A 20931-nucleotide genomic window follows, 5' to 3' on the forward strand; every position below is an offset into this window, starting at 1 on the left:
AATAACGATAGATATGAAAATATATAAATTTATAGGATTTATAGCCCTGTTGGGGTGGTCGGCCGTTTCTTGCAACGACTGGCTGGATGTGCGTCCCGATACGGAACAGAAAGAAGAAGATCAGTTTTCGACCTACAAAGGTTTTCGGGATGCTCTCACCGGATGCTATATGGCTTTGGCTAACGAAGATGTGTATGGTTGCCGTTTGACGATGAGTTGTACGGAAGCTTTGGCCGGATTGTGGCATATGCCGGATGAACCCTCGTCTACCAGCGATCGGTATCAGGATTATCACCTGATGTTGCACGAATACGACAATGACGGAGCACGGCAGGCTGTCCAGGCTATTTATTCCAAGCTTTATAATATCATTGTTCAGGCCAATCTGGTTATCAAACATGCAGAAGATAATGCAGCCGCTTTCCCCGACGAAGCAACCCGTTCGGTAATCCTCGGTGAAGCCTATGCTATCCGTGCCTATTGTCAGTTGGATGTTTTACGTTTGTTCGGTGAAGTCCCCGGGGGACAAGGAACAAAAGTAAGCTTGCCTTATTCCGAAGTGACGGCCTTCGACGAGAGAGCCACCCGCTATGATTTCACCGGATATAGCGAAAAATTGATCGCCGACCTTGATAAAGCTGAAAAGCTGCTCAAAGACAATGATCCGATTTTCGGATATACTTTTGAAGAATTGAATGCACCTTCGTCGGTGGAGATTGAAGATACCTATATGTGTTACCGGCAGTCCCGTCTGAACTATTGGGCTGTAAAGGCTTTGCAGTCCCGGATGTATCTTTATCTGGGGAAAGCCGATCCGAAATATCTGGCAATGGCTTACGATGCAGCGAAGGCGGTCATCGATGCCAAAGACCGGGATGGAAATCCGGTGATGACACTGAGCGGTAGCAGTGATCGTGAAACCAACGGTTATAAGGCCTGCCCGAACGAGTGTCTTTTTTATCTGAGTAAATATAATGTGAAAGATGTTGCTTCGATTCTGATCGGCGGGGCTGATGTACAAACCGGAGTAAACTATCTCTATATTACGCCCGAACGTCTGACCCGGCTTTTTGAGGGAGTTCCGACGGATTCGGACAACCGTTATGCATTCATGTGGAACAAAAATGCCAAATCTTCAACTTCGAAGAAGAATGTAACTATTCTGAAATATTATTTTGCCGATGATGTGGAGAATAAAGCGTTGTATTATCAGATTATACCCATGCTCCGGATGTCCGAGATGTATTTGATTGCGGTGGAGACAACACCTTCGCTCAGTGAGGCCAATGCTTTGTATAAAGATTATATGTTGGAATGCGGTGTCGCTTTGGATAAAGATGTATTTGACGGTTTAAACGATCGTTCCGGTGAGCTGATGGCTGAATACCGGCGGGAGTTTTTTGCCGAAGGACAGTTGTTTTATACCTACAAGCGAAATCAGGTCAAGGATATACTGTGGTTGGAGACTCAGGAAATGACGGAGGATGATTATATCTTGTGGAATTGTGTAAATACGGAATTTAATCCTTAATTTTTTTAAACGAATAGCGATGAAACGATTGAATATATGGTTATGCAGCATGTTGTTGTGTATTACTGCCTGTGAAAAAGATTTACCGGTGTTTGAAGATCCGGATTGTTTGTTGAATTTTAATTATGGTAGCCAGCTCAGTACGGAAGAGGTCACTGAGATGATGCGAAACGGGAGCCATTCTTTCAAACTGAAAACACCGGAAGGACAATTGAGCGATACGGTATGGTTAGATGTGGATATTATGGGAAAACTTTCAGCGGAAGACCGTCCGCTGGCCTTGCAGCAAGTGATGGTGGAAGGAACGAAGAATGCCGTTGCAGGTACGCATTATATAGCATTTGACGATCCGGTACTGGCGGAGTTCTATGTTGTTCCTGCCCATTCGGCAACCGCTCATATTCCGGTGATCCTGAAACGTGATCCTTCTTTGGCAGAAGGGAATGTCGTTTTGCGAATCACTTTTAGAGAAAATGCAAATTTCAAAACAGGCTATCCGGAATTTTCTACTTATACGCTGACGGTTTCCGACCGTCTGTCTAAACCGAATGCCTGGGATTTGGCGTCTTTGGATTATTATTTCGGAGAATATGGGGAGAAAAAGCATGAATTGATGATGAAATGGACGGAAGAAAGTTGGGATGACGAATATATCAACAGTCTTTTCGCAGATATATACGGATTCGGAACTTTATCACCGAAAGATCCCAACTACATTGAGTGGCTGGCCGGGTGGTTTGCCGAACAGTTGGAGCAGGAGAATGTAGAACGCCTGCAGAATAAGCTCGACGTCTGGAAGGAAAGTGATACCGGGAAGCCGGTCGATTTTACACCGAAAGAATGGGGAAGGTAATATGAATGATTTAAACAGTAAGAAGATGAAAAAAATATATATTGGCCTGTTTTGGGCTTGCATACTTGGGATTACCGGTTGTTATGAAGACGACAGTACGATGGCAACCCCGGAAAGTATGGTGAATGAAATAACCATAGAGGAGTTTGCCGATACGTCAGCCGTCGCTTATTCGACAGTATTGGAATTGACACCGAAAGTGACAGGGTATTCCGATACGGAACTGGAATACCGGTGGTATATATACGGCGGGGAGTTCAGCGACCGTACGGAAGACGGTTATCGTACCGTGCAAATCGGTGCGGAAAAAAAGCTTTCCTATCCTGTGGAGTTGAAAATCGGAACTTATACGGTTGTTTGCGAAGTGACGAATAAAGAAACCGGTTATTTCAACCTGACAGAATTTTCTTTGAAAGTGACTTCGGCCTTTTCGGAAGGATTTTATATTTTAAAAGAAACGACGGACGGAAACACGGATATGGATTTTTACAATGACCGTCAAAAGACGGTCATACCGGACGTGATTGCTTCAGTACAGGGAGAAGCACAAAGCGGGAAACCTTGCAATATGTGCCCGGTATATAACAAAATTTATATCGATCCCGCAACGGCAAAATCGACCTATGCTACGGGTGTTTTTGTCACTAGCGGACAAAATGAGTTTTCGATTTATTCTACGATAGATATGTCGACACTTTTCGACCGGTCTTCGTTGCTTTTTTCTGAGATGGACGGGGAAGAAGTGCCTTATGCTATGGTTTCTGCAATGAGAGGGAATATGCTGTTCTCGAATAAGGGAGTAAGACTGGATGATCTTGGCGGTGGAAGGTTCGCTAGTGAATACAGCACCGGAAAATTAGGTTATCCTGCCGGAAAAGGGACCAGTTCATTCATTCAGGCTTACGACGGGCAGAATCTTTCTTTTTGGAGCGGAGAAACCCGGCGGTTGATGTATACCTCCGGTTCGGATATGGAAGAAATTAAGTACAAGGATGGTTATGAGGGAGTTAAAGTGGATTGGGAACAGGCGGCTCCTGTGGCATCGGGCTGGAATCACCGGGCCGGTAAAAATACGATCTGGTATTTGTTCGACGTTGCCGGGGAAGGACGTTATGTGGTTGTGTTACAACCGGGAGGAGGTATCGATCAGGTCATCCGGTTAGATGCTTCCCTTCATTTAGCCAAGGCAGATGTAATTGCCGGAAATGCACTGACTTCTACCTCTATTTATGGAGTAGACGACAACCGTTTGTATCGTTATAGCCTTACGGAAGGTACCGAAACTTCTGCCATACCGGTGGAAGGGTTACCGGCGGGAACGATTACTTATATGGCCGATTTGTTTTACGGTTCATCTTTTGATTATATCGTTATCGGTATACAAAATGGCGATGAATATACGTTGTCGATGTATAAGATTGCCGGTGGACAACCTTCGGGCAAACCGGTGCATACGGTAACCGGAACCGGAATCCTGAAGAAGGTATGCTATGCCTGTCCTTTACAGGACTATGCGAGCCCGAATTATTATGCCTTTACTAAGTATGCGGAATTATATGGAATGGGACCTGATTTCCCGTATTGATGAGATAATGGTTTTATTCCTGATACAGTGCCGGACTGATAGTCGGGTATGTCGGTCCGGCGTATTAAACGATTAAATTTGCAATAGAATGAAAAAGATAGTATTAGCTGTATTTATGGCTGCAATGGCTTTATCTCTTTCGGCACAGATCAACTTCCGCGAGGGCGGCTTTGCCGAAGCTTTGGAGGCTGCCAAGTCCGAAAACAAATTGGTGTTTATGGATTGTTACACCAGTTGGTGCGGTCCTTGCAAATTGATGGCGTCTAAAGAATTTGTCCAGGAGAAAGCGGGTGAGTATTTCAATCCCCGTTTCGTGTCGGTAAAAATAGACATGGAGAAAGGCGAGGGCGTGGAATTGCGGAAGAGATATGATGTCAATGCTTATCCCACCCTGTTGGTGTTGAATGTGAAGGGCGAGTTACTATGCCGTCATGCCGGCTATCTGAGTGTAGACGAATTGATAGATTTTGCGGAGAATGGTGTGAAGGGAGGCGGATTAGCGGGTATGCACAAACGCTATGCCGCTGGTGAACGTTCATCGGAATTTATCGGAGAATACCTGGCTTTACTCGACGATGCCGCCATGTCGGGGACTATTCGCTCCGTAGCTGATGATTTCCTGAAAGACAAGACGGACGCTGTGTTTACGGATACAAATGTATATCGGATATTCTGTGGTTATGTTACTCCGGATTATGCTGTCTTCCGGTCGGTATATGCCCGCAAGGCAGAATTGGTGAAGCGTTACGGTGAAAAGGCCGGTCTGCATCTGGAGAGGGTGTGGGAAGCCGGTGCAAGGAAATACCTCAGGCGGGAGGCGAAGAAAATCGTTGGGTATGATGTTGCCGGACTGGAAGCCTATTATGCCCTCATGAAAGAATACCGGGTGCCGGAAGCGGAGGGTATTCGTGCTGCCGCTTTGGTGGATGGAACTATCGGCACGGCGGAGTGGGCAGCCCTGTTGGAAGCGATGACCGAGTATAATCGTTTTAGCCGCATGGTGGAAGATCAGATGTTTTATGCCTGTAACGCGTTGTTTTACGGACAGGGTGCGGAAGGATGGAAAAATGCCGGAGAACGCAAGAAGTTCGCCGCTCTGCTGGAAGAGCGTGTCAAAGCATTGAAAGGCAAAGAAGACACTTCCGGCCGGACCATGACGGTAGGGGGAAAAAGAATGCCTGTCATGGAGTATTACTGCCAGTCGTATGAGGAGATGTTGGAGAAAGTGAAGTAAGTAGACATTCATATTTATAGTGGTATGGGATTCCGGGACGGAATCCCATACGGTATTGCTAAATAAATATAATTATTCTAACTTTGAGCTGAATTATTCGAAGTATGTCAACGAACTGAAACCGTAGCTTTTTCAATGCTTTTCAGGACCAATGACATGAAAAGCGATAGTAAAAATTCGTATCCGGCTTTGCCGATATAGCGGACTGGATGTTTTAGAGTCATTTCCGCCCGATTTTGTTTATTGTTTGTTGGGCTATCAAGGATATTTCGAATTATGAAGTCAAGCCGGCTTTTATAAATTTTAAGGGCTTTGTTTGTAGAGACAGTAACACATAAATAACTACACATGAAAAAACAATTTTTGATGGCTTTAGCGTCGCTATCGCTGCTTGGCGGAAGAACGACGGCTCAGGAGCCGGCTTGTAAACCTCCTTTAATGGGATGGAGTTCGTGGAATGCCTACCGCGTAAATATCAGCGAAGATATTATCAAGCATCAGGCCGATTTGATGGTGGAGAAGGGCTTAAAAGATGCAGGATACCGGTTTATAAATATCGATGACGGATTTTTCGGTTATCGGGATGAAACCGGAAAGATGCATGAACATGCACAGCGGTTTCCGAACGGTATGAAAGTCGTCGTGGATCATATCCACAATCTGGGGTTGAAGGCCGGTATTTATACGGATGCCGGGAATAATACCTGTGGTTCTATGTCGGATCAGGATAAAGCGGGGATCGGGGCCGGAATTTACGGGCACGAAGCACAGGATGCCCAGCTGTATTTCGGGGACTGGGGTTTTGATTTTATTAAAATCGATTATTGCGGGGGCAGTTATCTGGGGTTGAACGAAAGAGACCGGTATACCGATATCCGTCAGCATATCGATATCGTAAACCGGCAGGTCGCCCTTAACATTTGCCGTTGGGCTTATCCGGGTACCTGGGCGAAAGAAGTGGCCGGTTCCTGGCGGATTAGCGGTGATATCCAGGCCAGATGGGAATCGATAAAATATGTCGTCGGGAAAAATCTTTATCTGTCGGCTTATGCAGGAGACGGACATTATAACGATATGGACATGATGGTGGTCGGATTCCGGGAAGCCAGCCCGGTAGGGGGAGAAGGATTGACCCAAACCGAAGAAGAGGCTCATTTCGGTTTATGGTGTATCATGAGTTCGCCTTTGCTGATCGGATGTAATCTGGAGAAAATGTCGGATGCCACTTTAGAGCTATTGAAAAATAAGGAACTTTTAGCCCTGAATCAGGATCCGCTGGGTTTGCAAGCTTATGTCGTTCAGCACGAAAATGAAGGTTATGTGTTGGTAAAAGATATCGAACAAAAACGGGGGAAGGTGCGTGCTGTAGCGCTTTACAATCCTTCTGAGCAGCCTTGTTCTTTCACCGTACCTTTGACAGATCTCGAGTTCGAGGGTACAGTAAAGGTGAGGGATTTGGTGAAACACCGCGATTTGGGTAAAGTGGACGGGGCGTTGAAACAGGAAGTTCCGGCCCATGGGGCGATGATTTTACGGATCGAAGGGAAAAAACGGATCGAACCGACAGTGTACGAAGCCGAATGGGCTTACCTGCCTTTATTCGATGATTTGGGTAAAAATCCGAATGCAGTCAGATATACTCCGCAAGAAGGTACTTCCGGGAAAATGATCGTCGGGTATTTGGGGGGACAACCGGAAAATTATGCAGAATGGAAAGAGGTATATAGCGAAAAAGGAGGACAATACCGGATGACCGTTCAATATACACAGGGTGCCGGGCGGCAGCTGGAACTGACGGTCAATGGGGAAAAACAGGTATTGAAACAACTGGGGGACGATAACGGGCTGCGGACTGTGACTGTTCCGGTGACTCTGAAACCCGGATACAATACGGTCCGGATGGGGAACAGTTATAATTGGGCTCCGGATATCGACTGTTTTACTTTGTCGAAGTGATCGCCTTCATGATTTTTTTAGATTTCAAAGTTTTGTATGATATGAAGGACTTCAAAGTTTTGTTTGTTCTGTTCGTTTTATTCTGTTCGCAAGGAGTATGGGCTCAGAAGTGGGAGGCTCCGAATTGGAAGAATTTCTCTTATCCTGTCATTGATTTTAAAGATAAGGCGGCCGGAACGAAGGGGGCTCGGATTTATAGACGGATCGTACCCGAACCGGAAGCTTTCATCCAGCAACATGCTTTATGGGTAGCTCAGACGCTTTATTGGTCGGCGACGGATTCTATGCCGGGAGTAGAGAAGATCGAATACAACCTGGAGGATACCGACGGTATTTCGGCCAAAGGGGGACAACCGCCGGTGGTCAATATTTTCTATAGTTCCCGGTGGGTGGAAAAATCGGAGGATAGCCAGGGAGACGATAAGGTGCTCTATGAAACCCGGGGAGTGCTTTATCACGAGCTGACTCATGCTTACCAACTGGAACCTCAGGGGATCGGCGGTTATAAACCCGGAACCGAATTCTGGGTATTTATCGAAGGAATGGCCGATGCAGTCCGTTATCATAATGGCTTTTTCCCGGTGGATAGCCGTAAACCGGGCGGACACTGGATGGATGGGTACCGGACGACCGGTTTTTTCCTGGAGTGGTTGACCGGCAAAGATCCGGATTTCCTGAGAAAATTCAATAAATCGGCTTTAGAGATCGTTCCCTGGAGCTTCGATAAAGCCATGAAACATATTTTCGGCGAGCAAGTGACGACAGATAGCTTGTGGGAAGAATACCAGGCTTTCCTGAAAAAATAAAATAACTCACGGGGGACGGGGGTGTTGGTTTATCCCCTGTCTCCTGTGTTACGCTAGATTGTTACCGATTGGGCAGCCCGGATCGGATAGGTTGTCATTGTTATTATTTTTCCTCTTCATGAAAAGGAAAAACCTTCCGGGGAGTCCCTCTCCATGAATTTTTTAGCTAGGATGATTTTGTTTTAATTCAATTTGCGTGCTCCGTCACTGATGGTTACCGGATATACTTTCGGTTCTTTACCGAATTTTGTCTTAAAACGACTGATCGCTGTTTCGATGAATCGGTCGTAATAAGCGTCTTTTACCAGGTTGATCGTACATCCACCGAAACCACCTCCCATGATCCGTGAACCGGTTACCCCACATTCTTTGGCGACATCGTTCAGGAAATCCAATTCTTCGGTACTGACTTCATAAAGTTTGCTCATGCCATGATGGGTAGCGTATATGTTTTTTCCTACGGTTTCGTAATCACCTCGTTTTAAAGCTTCGCAAGTATCGGCAAGCCGGCTGTTTTCCTGGATGGCATAGGTTGCCCGCATGTAATCTTCTTCACTGATTTTATCTTTAACTTCTTCCAGCATTTCCAGGGTTGCATCTCCGAGCAGTTTTACTTCCGGATGATTACCGGCGATAGCTGCTGCTGCCCTTTCGCAGGATTGGCGGCGTTTGTTATAGGGTGAATCGACCAGTTCGTGTTTGGTGACAGAATCGATCAATACTAATTTATAGCCTTGTGGATCGAAAGGGATATATTCATATTCCATCGTACTGCAATCCAGACGGATCAGGTTGCCTGCTTTACCGAAAACCGATGCAAATTGATCCATGATACCACAATTTACCCCGCAATAATGGTGTTCTGTTTTCTGTCCGATCAGTACCAATTCTTTTTTATCGAATCCGGCCTTGTAAATCTCATTCAGAGCAAAAGCAAAAGTACTCTCGAGGGCTGCCGATGATGAAAGACCGGCTCCAAGAGGTACATCACCTGAAAAAACGGTATCGAAACCTTTGATTTGTGCCCCCCGTTTCAGCATTTCGCGGCATACTCCGAAGATATAATGTGCCCAGGAAGCTTCGGGTTTATCTTCTTCGTTCAGGCCGAATTCGGCATAAGCTTGCAGGTCTGCCGAATAGGCCCGGACTTTGTCTGTCCCGTTGGGTTTGATTTCTGCTAAGATGCCTTTATCGATGGCACCTGGAAGAACACATCCTCCATTGTAATCTGTATGTTCGCCGATGAGGTTGATACGACCGGGCGAGAAATACAACATTCCTTCGGTTCCGAATTTTTCTTTGAATAGATTTCTTACGATACGAGTATCCATGATTTCTTTATTGTTATAAATTTATTAATGGTGTGTCTTAATCTGTTGCCTGTTGCTTTCGAAAAAAGTTATCGTTTGCGTCAGGCTTCTTGCTTTATCATAAAGGAGTGCAATTTATGTAAAAAAAGCAGATTTTACAAATGTTCATCGGGATCTGAATTTATCGTACTTTTAATAATAAGGAGTACGACGATGGCGTCGGTGATATCCGGGTTTTTATTTAAAAATAGTCTAAATTACTTTTGGTAATCAGTAGATATACAGTGAGTTATTGAAAATATTTCAAAGAAAGTTGTAAAAAATATTTTTAAAGTGTTTTGTATACACTATATTTGAAGTGTTTTTTAAACACTTATGTGGGCGTTTCAAAAGTGAATAGTCCTGAAAATTTGAACATACTAAAATGAAATCTAAATCATAAATTATAGCAAAGATTATGAAAACGTTTGTATTGGGTTTGGTGGTTGTTGCAGGAATCATGAGTTCTTGTTCCCCAAAAGCAAAGGAAGAGACAACTCTTTCCGGACTGAATCCGAAGAAGTTTCAGGCAGAGATCGATGGGAAACAGGCCGGTCTCTATACTTTGAAGAATTCGGCCGGAATGGAAGTTTGTATCACTAATTTCGGTGGCCGTATCGTGTCTGTTTTGGTTCCGGATAAACATGGAAATAGGAAAGATGTGGTATTGGGTTTCGATAGTTTGGCAGATTATCGGAATATACCCAGCGATTTTGGAGCCTCTATCGGTCGGTATGCTAACCGGATTGCACAGGGGAGAATCGAAATCGATGGCGAAACTATTCAATTGCCGCAGAATAACTATGGACATTGTTTACACGGGGGGCCGGAAGGTTGGCAATATCAGATGTATGAAGCTAATCAGATCGATGGTACGACTCTCGAACTGACCCGTTTTTCTCCGGATGGCGATCAGAATTTCCCTGGGAATGTACGGGCGAAAGTGCGCTTTCATCTTACAGATGATAATGCTATCGATATTCAGTACGAGGCTGTGACAGATAAGAAAACGGTGATCAATATGACGAATCACTCTTATTTCAATTTGTCGGGTAATCCGGCTGTTGCCGCTACGGATCATTTGTTGTATGTGAATGCGGATGGGTATACTCCGGTCGACAGTACCTTTATGACAACGGGTGAGATCGTTCCGGTGGCCGGAACGCCTATGGACTTCATTCAACCGAAAGAAATCGGACGGGAGATAGACCGTTATGATTTTGTTCAGTTGAAAAATGGAAACGGTTACGACCATAATTTTGTATTGAACACTAAAGGAGATCTTTCTACTGTCGCTGCCCGTTTGTCTTCGCCTGAGTCCGGTATAGTACTCGAGGTATATACGGATGAGCCCGGTATTCAGGTGTATACCGGTAACTTCCTCGATGGAACTGTGAAAGGGAAAAAAGGGGTCGTTTATAACCAACGGGCTTCTGTTTGCCTGGAAACACAACATTTTCCCGATTCTCCGAACAAACCCCGATGGCCGTCTGTTTACCTGGAACCGGGGCAGACTTATTCCAGTCGTTGTATCTATAAATTTTCTGTAGAGAAATAAAGTGTATCGCTAAATATTCATTTTTAAATATCATTATTGTGGGAACATTAGATTATATCGTAATTGCCCTTTTTGCGATTGCCATGATTGGAATCGTTGTCTGGGTTTTCAAACAAAAACAGAAAAGTTCCGGCGACTTTTTTCTGGCCGGACGTGATGCAACCTGGTTGGCTATCGGGGCCTCGATTTTTGCCTCGAATATCGGTTCTGAGCACTTGATCGGTTTAGCCGGTGCCGGTGCTTCGAGTGGAATGGCTATGGCACATTGGGAAATTCAGGGCTGGATGATCCTGATTCTCGGTTGGGTGTTCGTGCCTTTTTATTCCAGAAGTATGGTGCTTACGATGCCCGAATTCCTTGAAAGACGTTATAATAAAGAATCCCGGACGATTTTATCGGTAATCTCTTTGGTCAGTTATGTCTTGACTAAAGTAGCCGTGACGGTATATGCCGGAGGTTTGGTTTTCAAAGAAGTGTTCGGTATTCAGGAACTATGGGGAATCGATTTCTTCTGGATCGCTGCGATCGGATTGGTGCTGTTGACTGCTTTGTATACGGTGATCGGTGGTATGAAATCGGTGCTTTATACTTCTGTGCTTCAAACTCCGATTTTGCTGATCGGTTCTTTGGTGATTCTGGTGTTGAGTTTGAAAGCTGTCGGTGGCTGGGATCAGGTGTTGGAAGCTTGTCGGGTGACTCCGGTAAATGAATATGGTGATTCGATGATCAATCTGATCCGGAGTAACCGGGATGCCAATTTCCCTTGGCTAGGGGTGTTCATCGGGTCTTCTGTTATCGGTTTCTGGTATTGGTGTACCGACCAGTTTATCGTACAGCGTGTATTGTCGGGTAAAGATGAAACTCAGGCTCGGCGGGGGGCTATATTCGGTGCTTATCTGAAACTGACGCCTGTCTTCTTATTCCTGATTCCGGGAATGGTTGCTTTTGCTATGCAAAAACACGGTATTACCGTGAATGGGGAAACATTTACGATGAGTTCCGCCGATGCTGCATTCCCGACTTTGGTAGCTAAATTATTGCCTGCCGGTTTTAAGGGGTTGGTCGTATGCGGTATTTTGGCAGCCTTGATGAGTTCGCTGGCTTCTTTATTCAACTCTTCCGCTATGTTATTTACAATCGATTTCTATAAAAAATACAGACCGAAGGCTTCCGAAAAGACTTTGCTTTATGTCGGACGTGTCGCTACGGTAGTGGTAGTCGTGTTAGGTATTCTTTGGATTCCGGTAATGAAAAGTGTAGGATCGGTGTTGTATAACTATTTGCAGGATGTACAATCTGTACTGGCACCGGGTATTGCAGCGGCTTTCTTATTGGGTATTTGCTCGAAAAAAGCAACTCCGAAAGGCGGTATGTGGGGCTTGATCGCCGGATTTATTATCGGTATCACCCGTTTGGGGGCTAAAGTGTATTATACCTCGGGAGCGACTTTCAGCGATTCCTGGTTTAAATATCTGTTTTACGATACGAACTGGTTGTTCTTCTGTGGAGGTATGTTATTGTTCTGTATGCTGGTGATTGTGGTTGTTAGCCGTTTCACAACACCGGCACCTGCAGAACAGATCGTCGGCCTGACATTCGGTTCGACGACAGACGAACAAAAAGCGGTTACCCGTGCTAGCTGGAACAAATGGGATGTCATCCATTCCGCTATCATTATCCTGATTACCGTTGTGTTCTATTGGTATTTCTGGTAATAAATTAAAATAGTAGTTATGTTAGAAGCATTGAAAAAAGAGGTTTGTGAGGCGAATCTGGAATTGGTGAAGCATGGCCTGGTTATTTTTACCTGGGGGAATGTCAGTGCTATCGACCGGACATCGGGCCTGGTGGTGATCAAACCTTCCGGTGTAGCTTATGAACAGATGAAACCGGAAGATATGGTAGTAGTGGATTTAGACGGGCATATCGTAGAGGGGAGTTTGAAACCTTCTTCGGATACTCCGACCCATCTGGTGTTGTACAAGGCTTTCCCGGCGATCGGAGGAGTGGTGCATACCCATTCTACGTATGCTACGTCATGGGCTCAGGCCGGTATCGATCTACCGAATATCGGCACCACACATGCGGATTATTTCAGTGGGCCGATTCCTTGTACCCGGGATATGTCTCAGGCGGAAGTCGAAGGAGCCTACGAGGAGGAAACCGGGAATGTGATTGTGGAACGTTTCCGGAAGTTGAACCCGGAATATATCCCCGGAGTACTGGTCAAAAACCATGGTCCTTTTTCCTGGGGAAAAGATGCTCACGAAGCGGTACACCATGCTGTGGTGATGGAACAAGTGGCTAAGATGGCTTTTGTGGCGCTTACGGTTAACCCCCGTTTATCTATGAATCCTTATCTGATTCAGAAGCATTTCTTCCGTAAACACGGTCCGAATGCTTATTACGGACAATAAATTGAATTGACAATGCACAGTTGACCTTTACTGTCGGGTGCATTGCCGGAATATAATAGGTAAAATAAGTAATAATTCAGATTGACTGTTGAAAATGGATAGCATTATCAATTGTCGATTATCAATTTAAAATAATTATGGTTTTCGAAAATTTTGAAGTATGGTTTGTGACAGGAGCTCAGCTGCTGTACGGAGGAGATGCTGTTGTGGCTGTAGATGCTCACTCCAATGAGATGGTAAAAGGATTGAATGAATCCGGAAATTTGCCGGTGAAAGTAGTATATAAAGGTACGGTGAATTCGGCGAAAGAAATCACGGAAGCATTCAAGGCTGCTAATCATGATGCGAAATGTATCGGGGTAATTACCTGGATGCATACTTTTTCTCCGGCTAAGATGTGGATTCATGGATTGCAGGAACTGAAGAAACCGTTGTTGCATTTCCATACTCAGTTTAATAAAGAAATCCCCTGGGATACCATAGATATGGATTTTATGAACCTGAATCAGAGTGCTCACGGTGACCGGGAGTTCGGTCACATCGTGACCCGTATGCGTAAACCCCGTAAGGTGGTGGTGGGGCACTGGCAGGATGAGGCCGCTCAGAAAAAAATTGCAGTTTGGATGCGTGTCGCTGCTGCCTGGGCCGATGCTCAGGATATGCTGATCCTTCGTTTCGGTGACCAGATGAATAATGTGGCTGTGACCGACGGGGATAAAGTGACTGCAGAACAGGTATTGGGGTATCATGTCGACTATTACCCGGTGAATGATCTGATGGTTTATTATCAGGCTGTCGAGGATAAGGAGGTACAGGCTTTAGTGGCTACTTATTTTAAAGAATACGAGCATGATGCTGCTCTGGAACAGACCGGTACGGAAGCTTATACCAAAGTCTGGAACTCTGCAAAAGCCGAGATCGCCTTGCGCCGTTTGTTGAAAGATACCGGAGCAAAAGGATTTACAACCAATTTCAACGATCTGGGATTGTTCGATCAGATTCCGGGTTTGGCATCACAGCGTCTGATGGCTGAAGGATATGGTTTCGGGGCGGAAGGTGACTGGAAAACGGCGGCTCTTTACCGGACTACCTGGTTTATGAGTCAGGGATTACCTAAAGGATGTTCTTTCCTCGAAGATTATACCTTGCATTTCGATGGGGAAAAGAGTGCCATCTTACAGGCTCATATGCTGGAAGTATGCCCGTTGATTGCAGAGCAGAAACCACGGCTGGAAGTACACCGGCTGAGTATCGGTATCGACAGCGAAACCGCCCGTTTGGTTTTCACCAGCAAACAAGGAGAAGGAGTTGCTGCTACTGTCGTGGATTTGGGTAACCGTTTCCGTCTCATTGTCAATGTGGTGGATTGTATCAAGAGTAAAAAATTACCTAAACTTCCCGTTGCTTCGGCTTTGTGGATACCGCAACCGAATCTGGAAGTCGGTGCAGGTGCCTGGATTTTGGCAGGAGGTACGCATCATACCAGTTTTTCGTATGACCTGACTACCGAATATTGGGAAGATTATGCCGAGATAGCAGGGATAGAAATGGTTGTGATCGACAAAAACACCACCATTCCGGAATTCAAGAAAGAACTCCGTATGAACGAAGTTTATTATATGCTGAATAAAGCACTCTGTTAATTGATAATTGACAATTATTTCTGTCAATTTTCAGTTTTCAATTAGAGAAAATATGGAAAAATACGTTATAGGTTTAGATTATGGTAGTGATTCGGCCCGGGCGATCGTTGTGAATGCGCTGACAGGGGAGACACTGGCTACTGCTGTGAAATATTATCCCCGCTGGAAAGAGGGGAAATACTGTAATCCGGCGATCAATCAATATCGTCAGCATCCGCAGGATTATATCGATGTGTTGGAAGCTTCGGTGAAAGAGGCTTTGGCGGCTTGTCCTGCCGGTACGGCTGAAAAAGTGGTGGGGATCGCTTTCGATACAACCGGGAGTACCCCTGCTTTTACCGATGCCACGGGGACTCCTCTGGCGCTCTTGCCGGAATTCGCTGAGAATCCGAACGCGATGTTTGTACTTTGGAAAGATCACACGGCAATCCGGGAAGCTGCCGAGATCAATAGACTTTGCGGAGAATGGAATATCGATTATTCGGCTTATGAAGGAGGAATCTATTCGTCGGAATGGTTTTGGGCAAAAGCTTTACATGTACTTCGTGAAGATGAGCATGTCAGGGCGAAAGCATATTCGATCGTAGAATATTGTGAATGGTTGCCGGCTTTGATCACCGGAGTGACCAAGAGTGACGATATCGTCCGCAGCCGTTGTGCCTGTGGCCATAAAGCGATGTGGCACGAACAATGGGGAGGATTACCCAGTGAGGAGTTTCTGACCACTTTAGATCCTTTGTTGGCCGGTTTTCGTTCACGCTTGTTTGAAAAGACGGAGACTGCCGATAAACCGGTAGGTAAGTTATCACCGGAATGGGCTGAACGCCTGGGGTTGACTACAGAAGTCGTGGTTGCAGGAGGTGCTTTCGATTGCCATATGGGAGCTGTCGGAGCCGGGGTCACTCCGCATACTTTTGTGCGGGTGATCGGTACATCGACTTGTGATGTCATGGTGGCTACTTATGAGGAGATCGGACATAAACTGATCAAAGGCATTTGCGGGCAGGTAGATGGGTCGGTTATTCCCGGTATGGTCGGTTTGGAAGCCGGACAATCGGGATTCGGGGATATTTATGCCTGGTTTAAACGGGTGTTGGAATTCCCGTTGAAAGAGATAGTCGGAAAGAGCGATTTGCTGGATGAGGAGATGAAAGAGCGGCTTGTGGCAGAAGCTTGCAACCGGATTATTCCTGCTTTGACGGCCGAGGCTGAAAAGATACCGGCGGAAGAAAGTACGGTTATTGCTACCGATTGGATGAACGGACGGCGCACCCCGGATGCCAATCAGTTGTTGAAGGGAACGATTACCGGATTGACTTTGGGAAGTACCGCTCCCCGTATTTTCCGGGCTTTGGTAGAGGCTACCGCTTTCGGTTCGAAGGCGATCGTCGATCGTTTCCGGAATGAGGGGGTTCAGATCGATAGCGTGATCGGAATCGGAGGAATTGCTTTGAAATCTCCGTTTGTTATGCAGACGCTGAGTGATGTTTTGAATATGCCGATCAAAGTCTGTAAGACTGATCAGGCCTGTGCCCTGGGAGCTGCTATGTTTGCGGCTACCGCGGCCGGGGTATATAACCGTGTTGAAGATGCTCAGAAGGCCATGAGCTCCGGGTTTGCTATGGAATATACTCCCAATGCTGCCAATGCGAAGCTGTATGAGGAAATCTATCGGAAATACCTGAAAGTCGGGGAGTTTACGGAAAAGGCATTGTTTTGCTGATTCTGGATGACGAAGTTAGGAAATGCCCTTTGAAAGTTTTGAACGGCTTTCAGAGGGCAATTTTCTTTTAGGGGATGTCTTTGTCGTTACATGCCCGGAGCGTCTGCTGTGATGCAGATGGTGACCCGGTTTTCTTCCGGAGTGGCGAATGGCTGGACGGTATCGCCTTGGGAGTCGGCGGTGATGCGGTCGGCGGCAATGCCTTTTGCCGTGAGTGCATCGGCTACGGCCTGTGCACGTCTGGCGGAAAGCGTCTTGTTGAGACGGTGATTGCCGGTCTGCACATCGGCATATCCTGTCAGGGTAACTTGCGCTGCCGGATTTTTTTGCAGATAAGCGGCAAGTTCATCCACTTTGCCGGCTTCCTCCGGGCGGATCACAGCTGAGTTGATTTTGAAGAACACATTTACCTGTATCGGCTGAAGTTTTTCTGTCTTTTTTTCAGGCACGACAACCGGTTTCGGGTCCTCTTTCGGCTCTTCCTTCGGTACGTTCCGGGGTGGGATAGAAGTCGGGGCAGCCTTTTGTGTTTTCCTGGTATATCCCTTGCCGAAGCGGATGCTCACGCCGGCAAGAATGTTGAATTGCCAGTCGGCATTTCCTGCTTTCTTCGAGTTGAAATGGTCGGATAGGGTATTGGCATTCCCTTCGAGGTTAAACGCTACGGCATCACAAATTCTGAAATCCATCCCTACTCCCAGACGGCCTGCCACGAAAGCCTTGGTGTCGTCCCATAGATATTGCAGTTTGTTTCCAGCCTCATTGAGGGCAACAGCGTCGTCGTTGTTGAAAGCCATGTTGACCCCGATACCTGCAAACAGATAAGGGTTGAAGAAACGCTTGTGATTGAATCCTCCGAGGCAGTTGGCGATGTCGAAAGTGGCCTCTGCGTTCAGCTGTGCATAATTGAACTTATACTCCTGTCGGGGATTCACCCAACAGCCTTTCCCCTGCCATCCGCTGAATCCTCCGCGCAATCCCCACACGGGCGTAAAACGGTAGCCTGCCGACAGGGCTGCTGCCGGCGACACCAGGTCGGAAAACTTACCTTCTCCGATCGTATGACCGATACCTCCCTGAACCTGCATATACCAATGCGGGCGGAACTCAATTTTCTCTGTCTCCTTTTGGGCGAAAAGAGAAGTGGTGCTTGCTAAAAGCAAGGCGGCTAAAATTGTTTGTTTCATAATAGAATTTTATGAGGATAAACAGAGGCGGTGAGCTTCCTCACCGCCTCATTCATTTTACTACTTAAAAGTTAACAGAATTTCGTAGGGAATAATCAGTTACCTTGAGTAGCTAATACATCTACTACGATATATTCGATTACTTCACCCCATTTATATACGACTTTGACAGGAACATTTAGTTTAAAGGCTCCTACGGCAGCTCCATTATTCTTCAGGGTCAGAGTACCGTAATTGGCCAGATCTGCCTCACTGGTTGGAACAGCAGCTGGTATTCCTTCGCTAGCTGTCAGAACTAGTTTTTTTGTAACACTACCCAGCTGAACTTTGTCTTCCAGTTTGTTACCGTTCAAAGTGGTATAGATCGGATACTTTACGTCAGCATGGTCACCGGCTAAAGCTACGATTTGTTCAACTTTGTAGTACTTATAGAAGTTTACAGGTGTAAATTGGAATGCCTCTTCTCTCCAGTCTTTCAGTTCGATCAGATCCATTAAATTGATCGTAGATCCGTTGGTCTGTGCATCTCTTAAGGTGGCTGCTTTTTCTTGTTTCAACACATCTACCGGACGCAGGAAGTAAGCTTTGAATTCACCATTGGATAACGGATATTCGAGACCACAACCATTGATCGCTTTTACATTCATCCAGGCGTAGAAAGTCGCCCCTTCGCCTAATTCCAGGTGTCCTGCCTTGTTCAGTAAGTTTTTAGCCACCTCGTTATTTTCATAGGTTACAACAGAAGCTGTTGCCATGGCATTGCTAGCATCGCTCAGAGAAGCGATTTTAGTATTATCGGCATACAGGGATTTTCCATTGTCTTGTACATTCAGGTTGTATTTGGTTCCATCCAGACCGGTTACTTCCCGGTTTACGTTTTTATCAGAGAAAATAAATGAATAATTCAAAGTAGTGAACTCGGTGAATGTGTTATCTTTTCCGTTCAATTCCAATTTGTTACCATTGAAAGTACTCAACAAGTCTGCGATGAAATCGCACTTATTAACGGCGTCTACTACTTCTACATTCAGGCGGACATAAGTCATGGCTGCATCCCAGTATTCTTTGATCCCTTCACCTACAGTAGCAGCTTTTGGATGCTCGACGGTGGCTTTCAAAGTAATGACTACGTCCTGACGTCCTTTGGCACTATAAACAACCTTGTGTGTAAATTCTTTACCGTTTGTAGCAGCTTTGAGTTCTGCGTCGGAAATTGTCCATTCGATCACATAAGTTTCATCCTGAATATGATCCGGTTTTTCTGCAATCGTTCCGTCACCTTCGGATTCTATGGTATTCAGTTTATAGATGGCGTGGAAATCATCTTTACTCAGGCCTAAGGCATTGTAAATTTGGGTATTCATAAATTCGACATCTACTTGCTTGATGACGGCTGAGCAGCCCCACTTGATTGTGCTGAAATCTTTAGTTTTTTCGATGCCTGGAGTATTGTCTCTGATAATCAATAATTTGATCCATCCCACATTGACTACATTGTTAGTCAGGGTGTCGAACAGTTCTACGCGTACCAGCGGCATACGTCCGATGGCTGCTGTTCCTGATGTCTGATATACCTTTACCGTAATTTCACCGGTTGTCGGATCTACACTGAAGAATTCATTCTGCGGAGTTTGGTTATTTCCGGTAACGTAATTAGAAGCGGCAAAACGGAAATCCAGACCTAATGCCTTCAGACCGGCTCTGGAAAGCGATTCCTTCGGATCGCAGTTTACCAGAATATTCCCTTGGTAATCCTTTTCAGTATAATGAGAAACTACATAGTTTTCTAGTTTCACTTTCTCAGAGTTGTCGTATACCACTGTAATGACTTCCGGTACCACAGCTGTCGGATCGGAAGCGTTGATAGCGTCTTCGGCTTTACCGCTTACGGTTCCATAGAGGTGACCGTCGCTATCCATTCCGGCATATTGGGTTATATCTTTCGATGCCAGACGGAAATCGGTAATGGTCGTATTATATACAGCTGCGTAATCGGAGGTGATGATCTGAGCGGTGGGAACGGTTTCCCCTTCTTCTGCTACTTCCTGTACACTGGCCTGAACAGCAATAGTAGACAGTGCATCGGCATCGAAAGCTGCAATTTTTTCTACATCTACCGTGAAAATTACCTGTAACATAGGACTGTCGCTCTCTTCTCCTTTCACGATTTTGTAAGAAATCAGTTTTGCATTCAGGTCGTTTGCTGCTGTCCGGGTAACGATTTTTTCTCTGTTTTTCGTAATGAAAGTGAGGCCTTTGATCGTTGCAGGATCTACAGTGCTTGGATTTACATGATAATAAGCAACTACTTTAGCTCCTATTTTCACTGTTTTGGTTGTATTTTCTTTCCAAATTTCACCGGTTGTAGTCGGGGTTTTGTCAGAAGTGACAATTTCCCATGAGTCAGTAAGAATACCACGGGCTTTCATGGCTTCTACACCATTCAGATAAGCCTGGGGTTCGAATACCAGACTCTTCAGTACGTCTCCGGCCGATAAGGTAAAACTGACTGTTTTGTCACCAAGTACAATAGTTACGGTGTTTCCGGTTTTTTGTATAGAATTTTCTGTCGGTACAGCAATTTCAACATTTGTTTTTTTCTCGTTATAATAAATACAATATTTCCCGTTTTCCGTTTTTACTGTCAGTTTGGTCTCATCGAATCCTGCCGGAGCGTCTGGTATAGCGATTTCCAGTTTATCTCCTGATTGTTGACCATCTTTCTCCAGCCAGCATGAGGCTCCGCTTACTTTCAGTTCATACGTCGGAAGAGATTGACCGATAGCGTAAGTCTTGCTATCACCGTTTACCGGTGTTACGGTTAGTTTTCCTGTGGCTGCATCGTAAGTAACCTCCTTAATCAGGCCCTTTACTGTCTCTTTTAAAGTCGTCAGGTCTGTGATTACCCCATCGATCCGATTGTTTAACTTATCGATATCATCATCATAGTCTTTACAACTTTGAAATGACATCGACAATCCCAATACCATACACATCAAAATGCGTAAAAATTTAGTTGTTTGTCTCATCTGAAATAAATTTAAAAGTGATTAGTTTCTAAAAGTTAATTGTTTGTCTATTTAATTTTT

The 20931-nt window shown here is 45.4% G+C and carries 14 protein-coding genes; 11 read left to right on the forward strand and 3 right to left on the reverse strand.

Annotation, left to right across the window (positions count from 1 at the left end; genetic code table 11):
• The first annotated feature begins 13 nt into the window (after positions 1-13).
• The 6 genes from ODOSP_RS00130 to ODOSP_RS00160 all read left to right on the forward strand — a co-directional run bounded on the left by ODOSP_RS00130 (position 14) and on the right by ODOSP_RS00160 (position 7965).
• The gene (locus ODOSP_RS00130; RefSeq protein ID WP_013610387.1) at positions 14-1531 is read left to right on the forward strand and encodes a RagB/SusD family nutrient uptake outer membrane protein; all 1518 of its coding nucleotides are present in this window, start codon (positions 14-16) and stop codon (positions 1529-1531) included.
• Between the two features lie 19 nt (positions 1532-1550).
• Positions 1551-2384, forward strand: a complete 834-nt coding sequence (locus ODOSP_RS00135; RefSeq protein ID WP_013610388.1) for a DUF4843 domain-containing protein — start codon at positions 1551-1553, stop codon at positions 2382-2384.
• A 25-nt stretch (positions 2385-2409) separates the two neighbouring features.
• A complete protein-coding gene (locus tag ODOSP_RS00140) occupies positions 2410-3969 on the forward strand; it encodes a PKD-like family lipoprotein (RefSeq protein WP_013610389.1) in 1560 nt (519 codons plus the stop codon).
• A gap of 88 nt (positions 3970-4057) precedes the next feature.
• Entirely contained in the window at positions 4058-5203 is a 1146-nt protein-coding gene (locus ODOSP_RS00145; protein ID WP_013610390.1) for a thioredoxin family protein, read from the forward strand.
• 348 nt (positions 5204-5551) lie between these two features.
• Entirely contained in the window at positions 5552-7159 is a 1608-nt protein-coding gene (locus tag ODOSP_RS00155) for an alpha-galactosidase D (protein WP_013610391.1), read from the forward strand.
• A 41-nt stretch (positions 7160-7200) separates the two neighbouring features.
• Entirely contained in the window at positions 7201-7965 is a 765-nt protein-coding gene (locus tag ODOSP_RS00160) for a basic secretory protein-like protein (RefSeq protein ID WP_013610392.1), read from the forward strand.
• A gap of 182 nt (positions 7966-8147) precedes the next feature.
• Here the strand turns inward: ODOSP_RS00160 and galK are convergent, their stop codons facing one another.
• The gene (gene galK / locus ODOSP_RS00165) at positions 8148-9296 is read right to left on the reverse strand and encodes a galactokinase (protein WP_013610393.1); all 1149 of its coding nucleotides are present in this window, start codon (positions 9294-9296) and stop codon (positions 8148-8150) included.
• 478 nt (positions 9297-9774) lie between these two features.
• On the opposite strand from galK, the gene ODOSP_RS00170 reads away from it, so the two are divergent.
• From ODOSP_RS00170 to ODOSP_RS00190, 5 genes are all read left to right on the forward strand, one after another.
• On the forward strand, positions 9775-10872 hold the full coding sequence (locus ODOSP_RS00170) for an aldose epimerase family protein (RefSeq protein WP_374939052.1): 1098 nt from the start codon (positions 9775-9777) through the stop codon (positions 10870-10872).
• Positions 10873-10910: 38 nt separating this feature from the next.
• Entirely contained in the window at positions 10911-12587 is a 1677-nt protein-coding gene (locus tag ODOSP_RS00175; protein WP_013610395.1) for a sodium:solute symporter, read from the forward strand.
• Between the two features lie 18 nt (positions 12588-12605).
• Positions 12606-13289 carry an L-ribulose-5-phosphate 4-epimerase gene (locus tag ODOSP_RS00180; protein ID WP_013610396.1) on the forward strand — a complete coding sequence of 228 codons (684 nt, stop codon included), beginning with the start codon at positions 12606-12608 and terminating at the stop codon, positions 13287-13289.
• Between the two features lie 137 nt (positions 13290-13426).
• Positions 13427-14932: an L-arabinose isomerase gene (gene araA, locus ODOSP_RS00185; protein ID WP_013610397.1), complete on the forward strand. Its 1506-nt coding sequence runs from the start codon at positions 13427-13429 to the stop codon at positions 14930-14932.
• Positions 14933-14984: 52 nt separating this feature from the next.
• Positions 14985-16655, forward strand: a complete 1671-nt coding sequence (locus ODOSP_RS00190; RefSeq protein ID WP_013610398.1) for a ribulokinase — start codon at positions 14985-14987, stop codon at positions 16653-16655.
• Between the two features lie 86 nt (positions 16656-16741).
• Here ODOSP_RS00190 and ODOSP_RS00195 read toward each other — a convergent pair whose 3' ends face one another.
• On the reverse strand, positions 16742-17842 hold the full coding sequence (locus ODOSP_RS00195) for an OmpA family protein (RefSeq protein ID WP_013610399.1): 1101 nt from the start codon (positions 17840-17842) through the stop codon (positions 16742-16744).
• A 95-nt stretch (positions 17843-17937) separates the two neighbouring features.
• A complete protein-coding gene (locus tag ODOSP_RS00200; protein WP_013610400.1) occupies positions 17938-20871 on the reverse strand; it encodes a hypothetical protein in 2934 nt (977 codons plus the stop codon).
• Positions 20872-20931: the final 60 nt, after the last annotated feature.

Source organism: Odoribacter splanchnicus DSM 20712 (assembly GCF_000190535.1).
GTDB classification, from domain to species: Bacteria; Bacteroidota; Bacteroidia; order Bacteroidales; family Marinifilaceae; genus Odoribacter; species Odoribacter splanchnicus.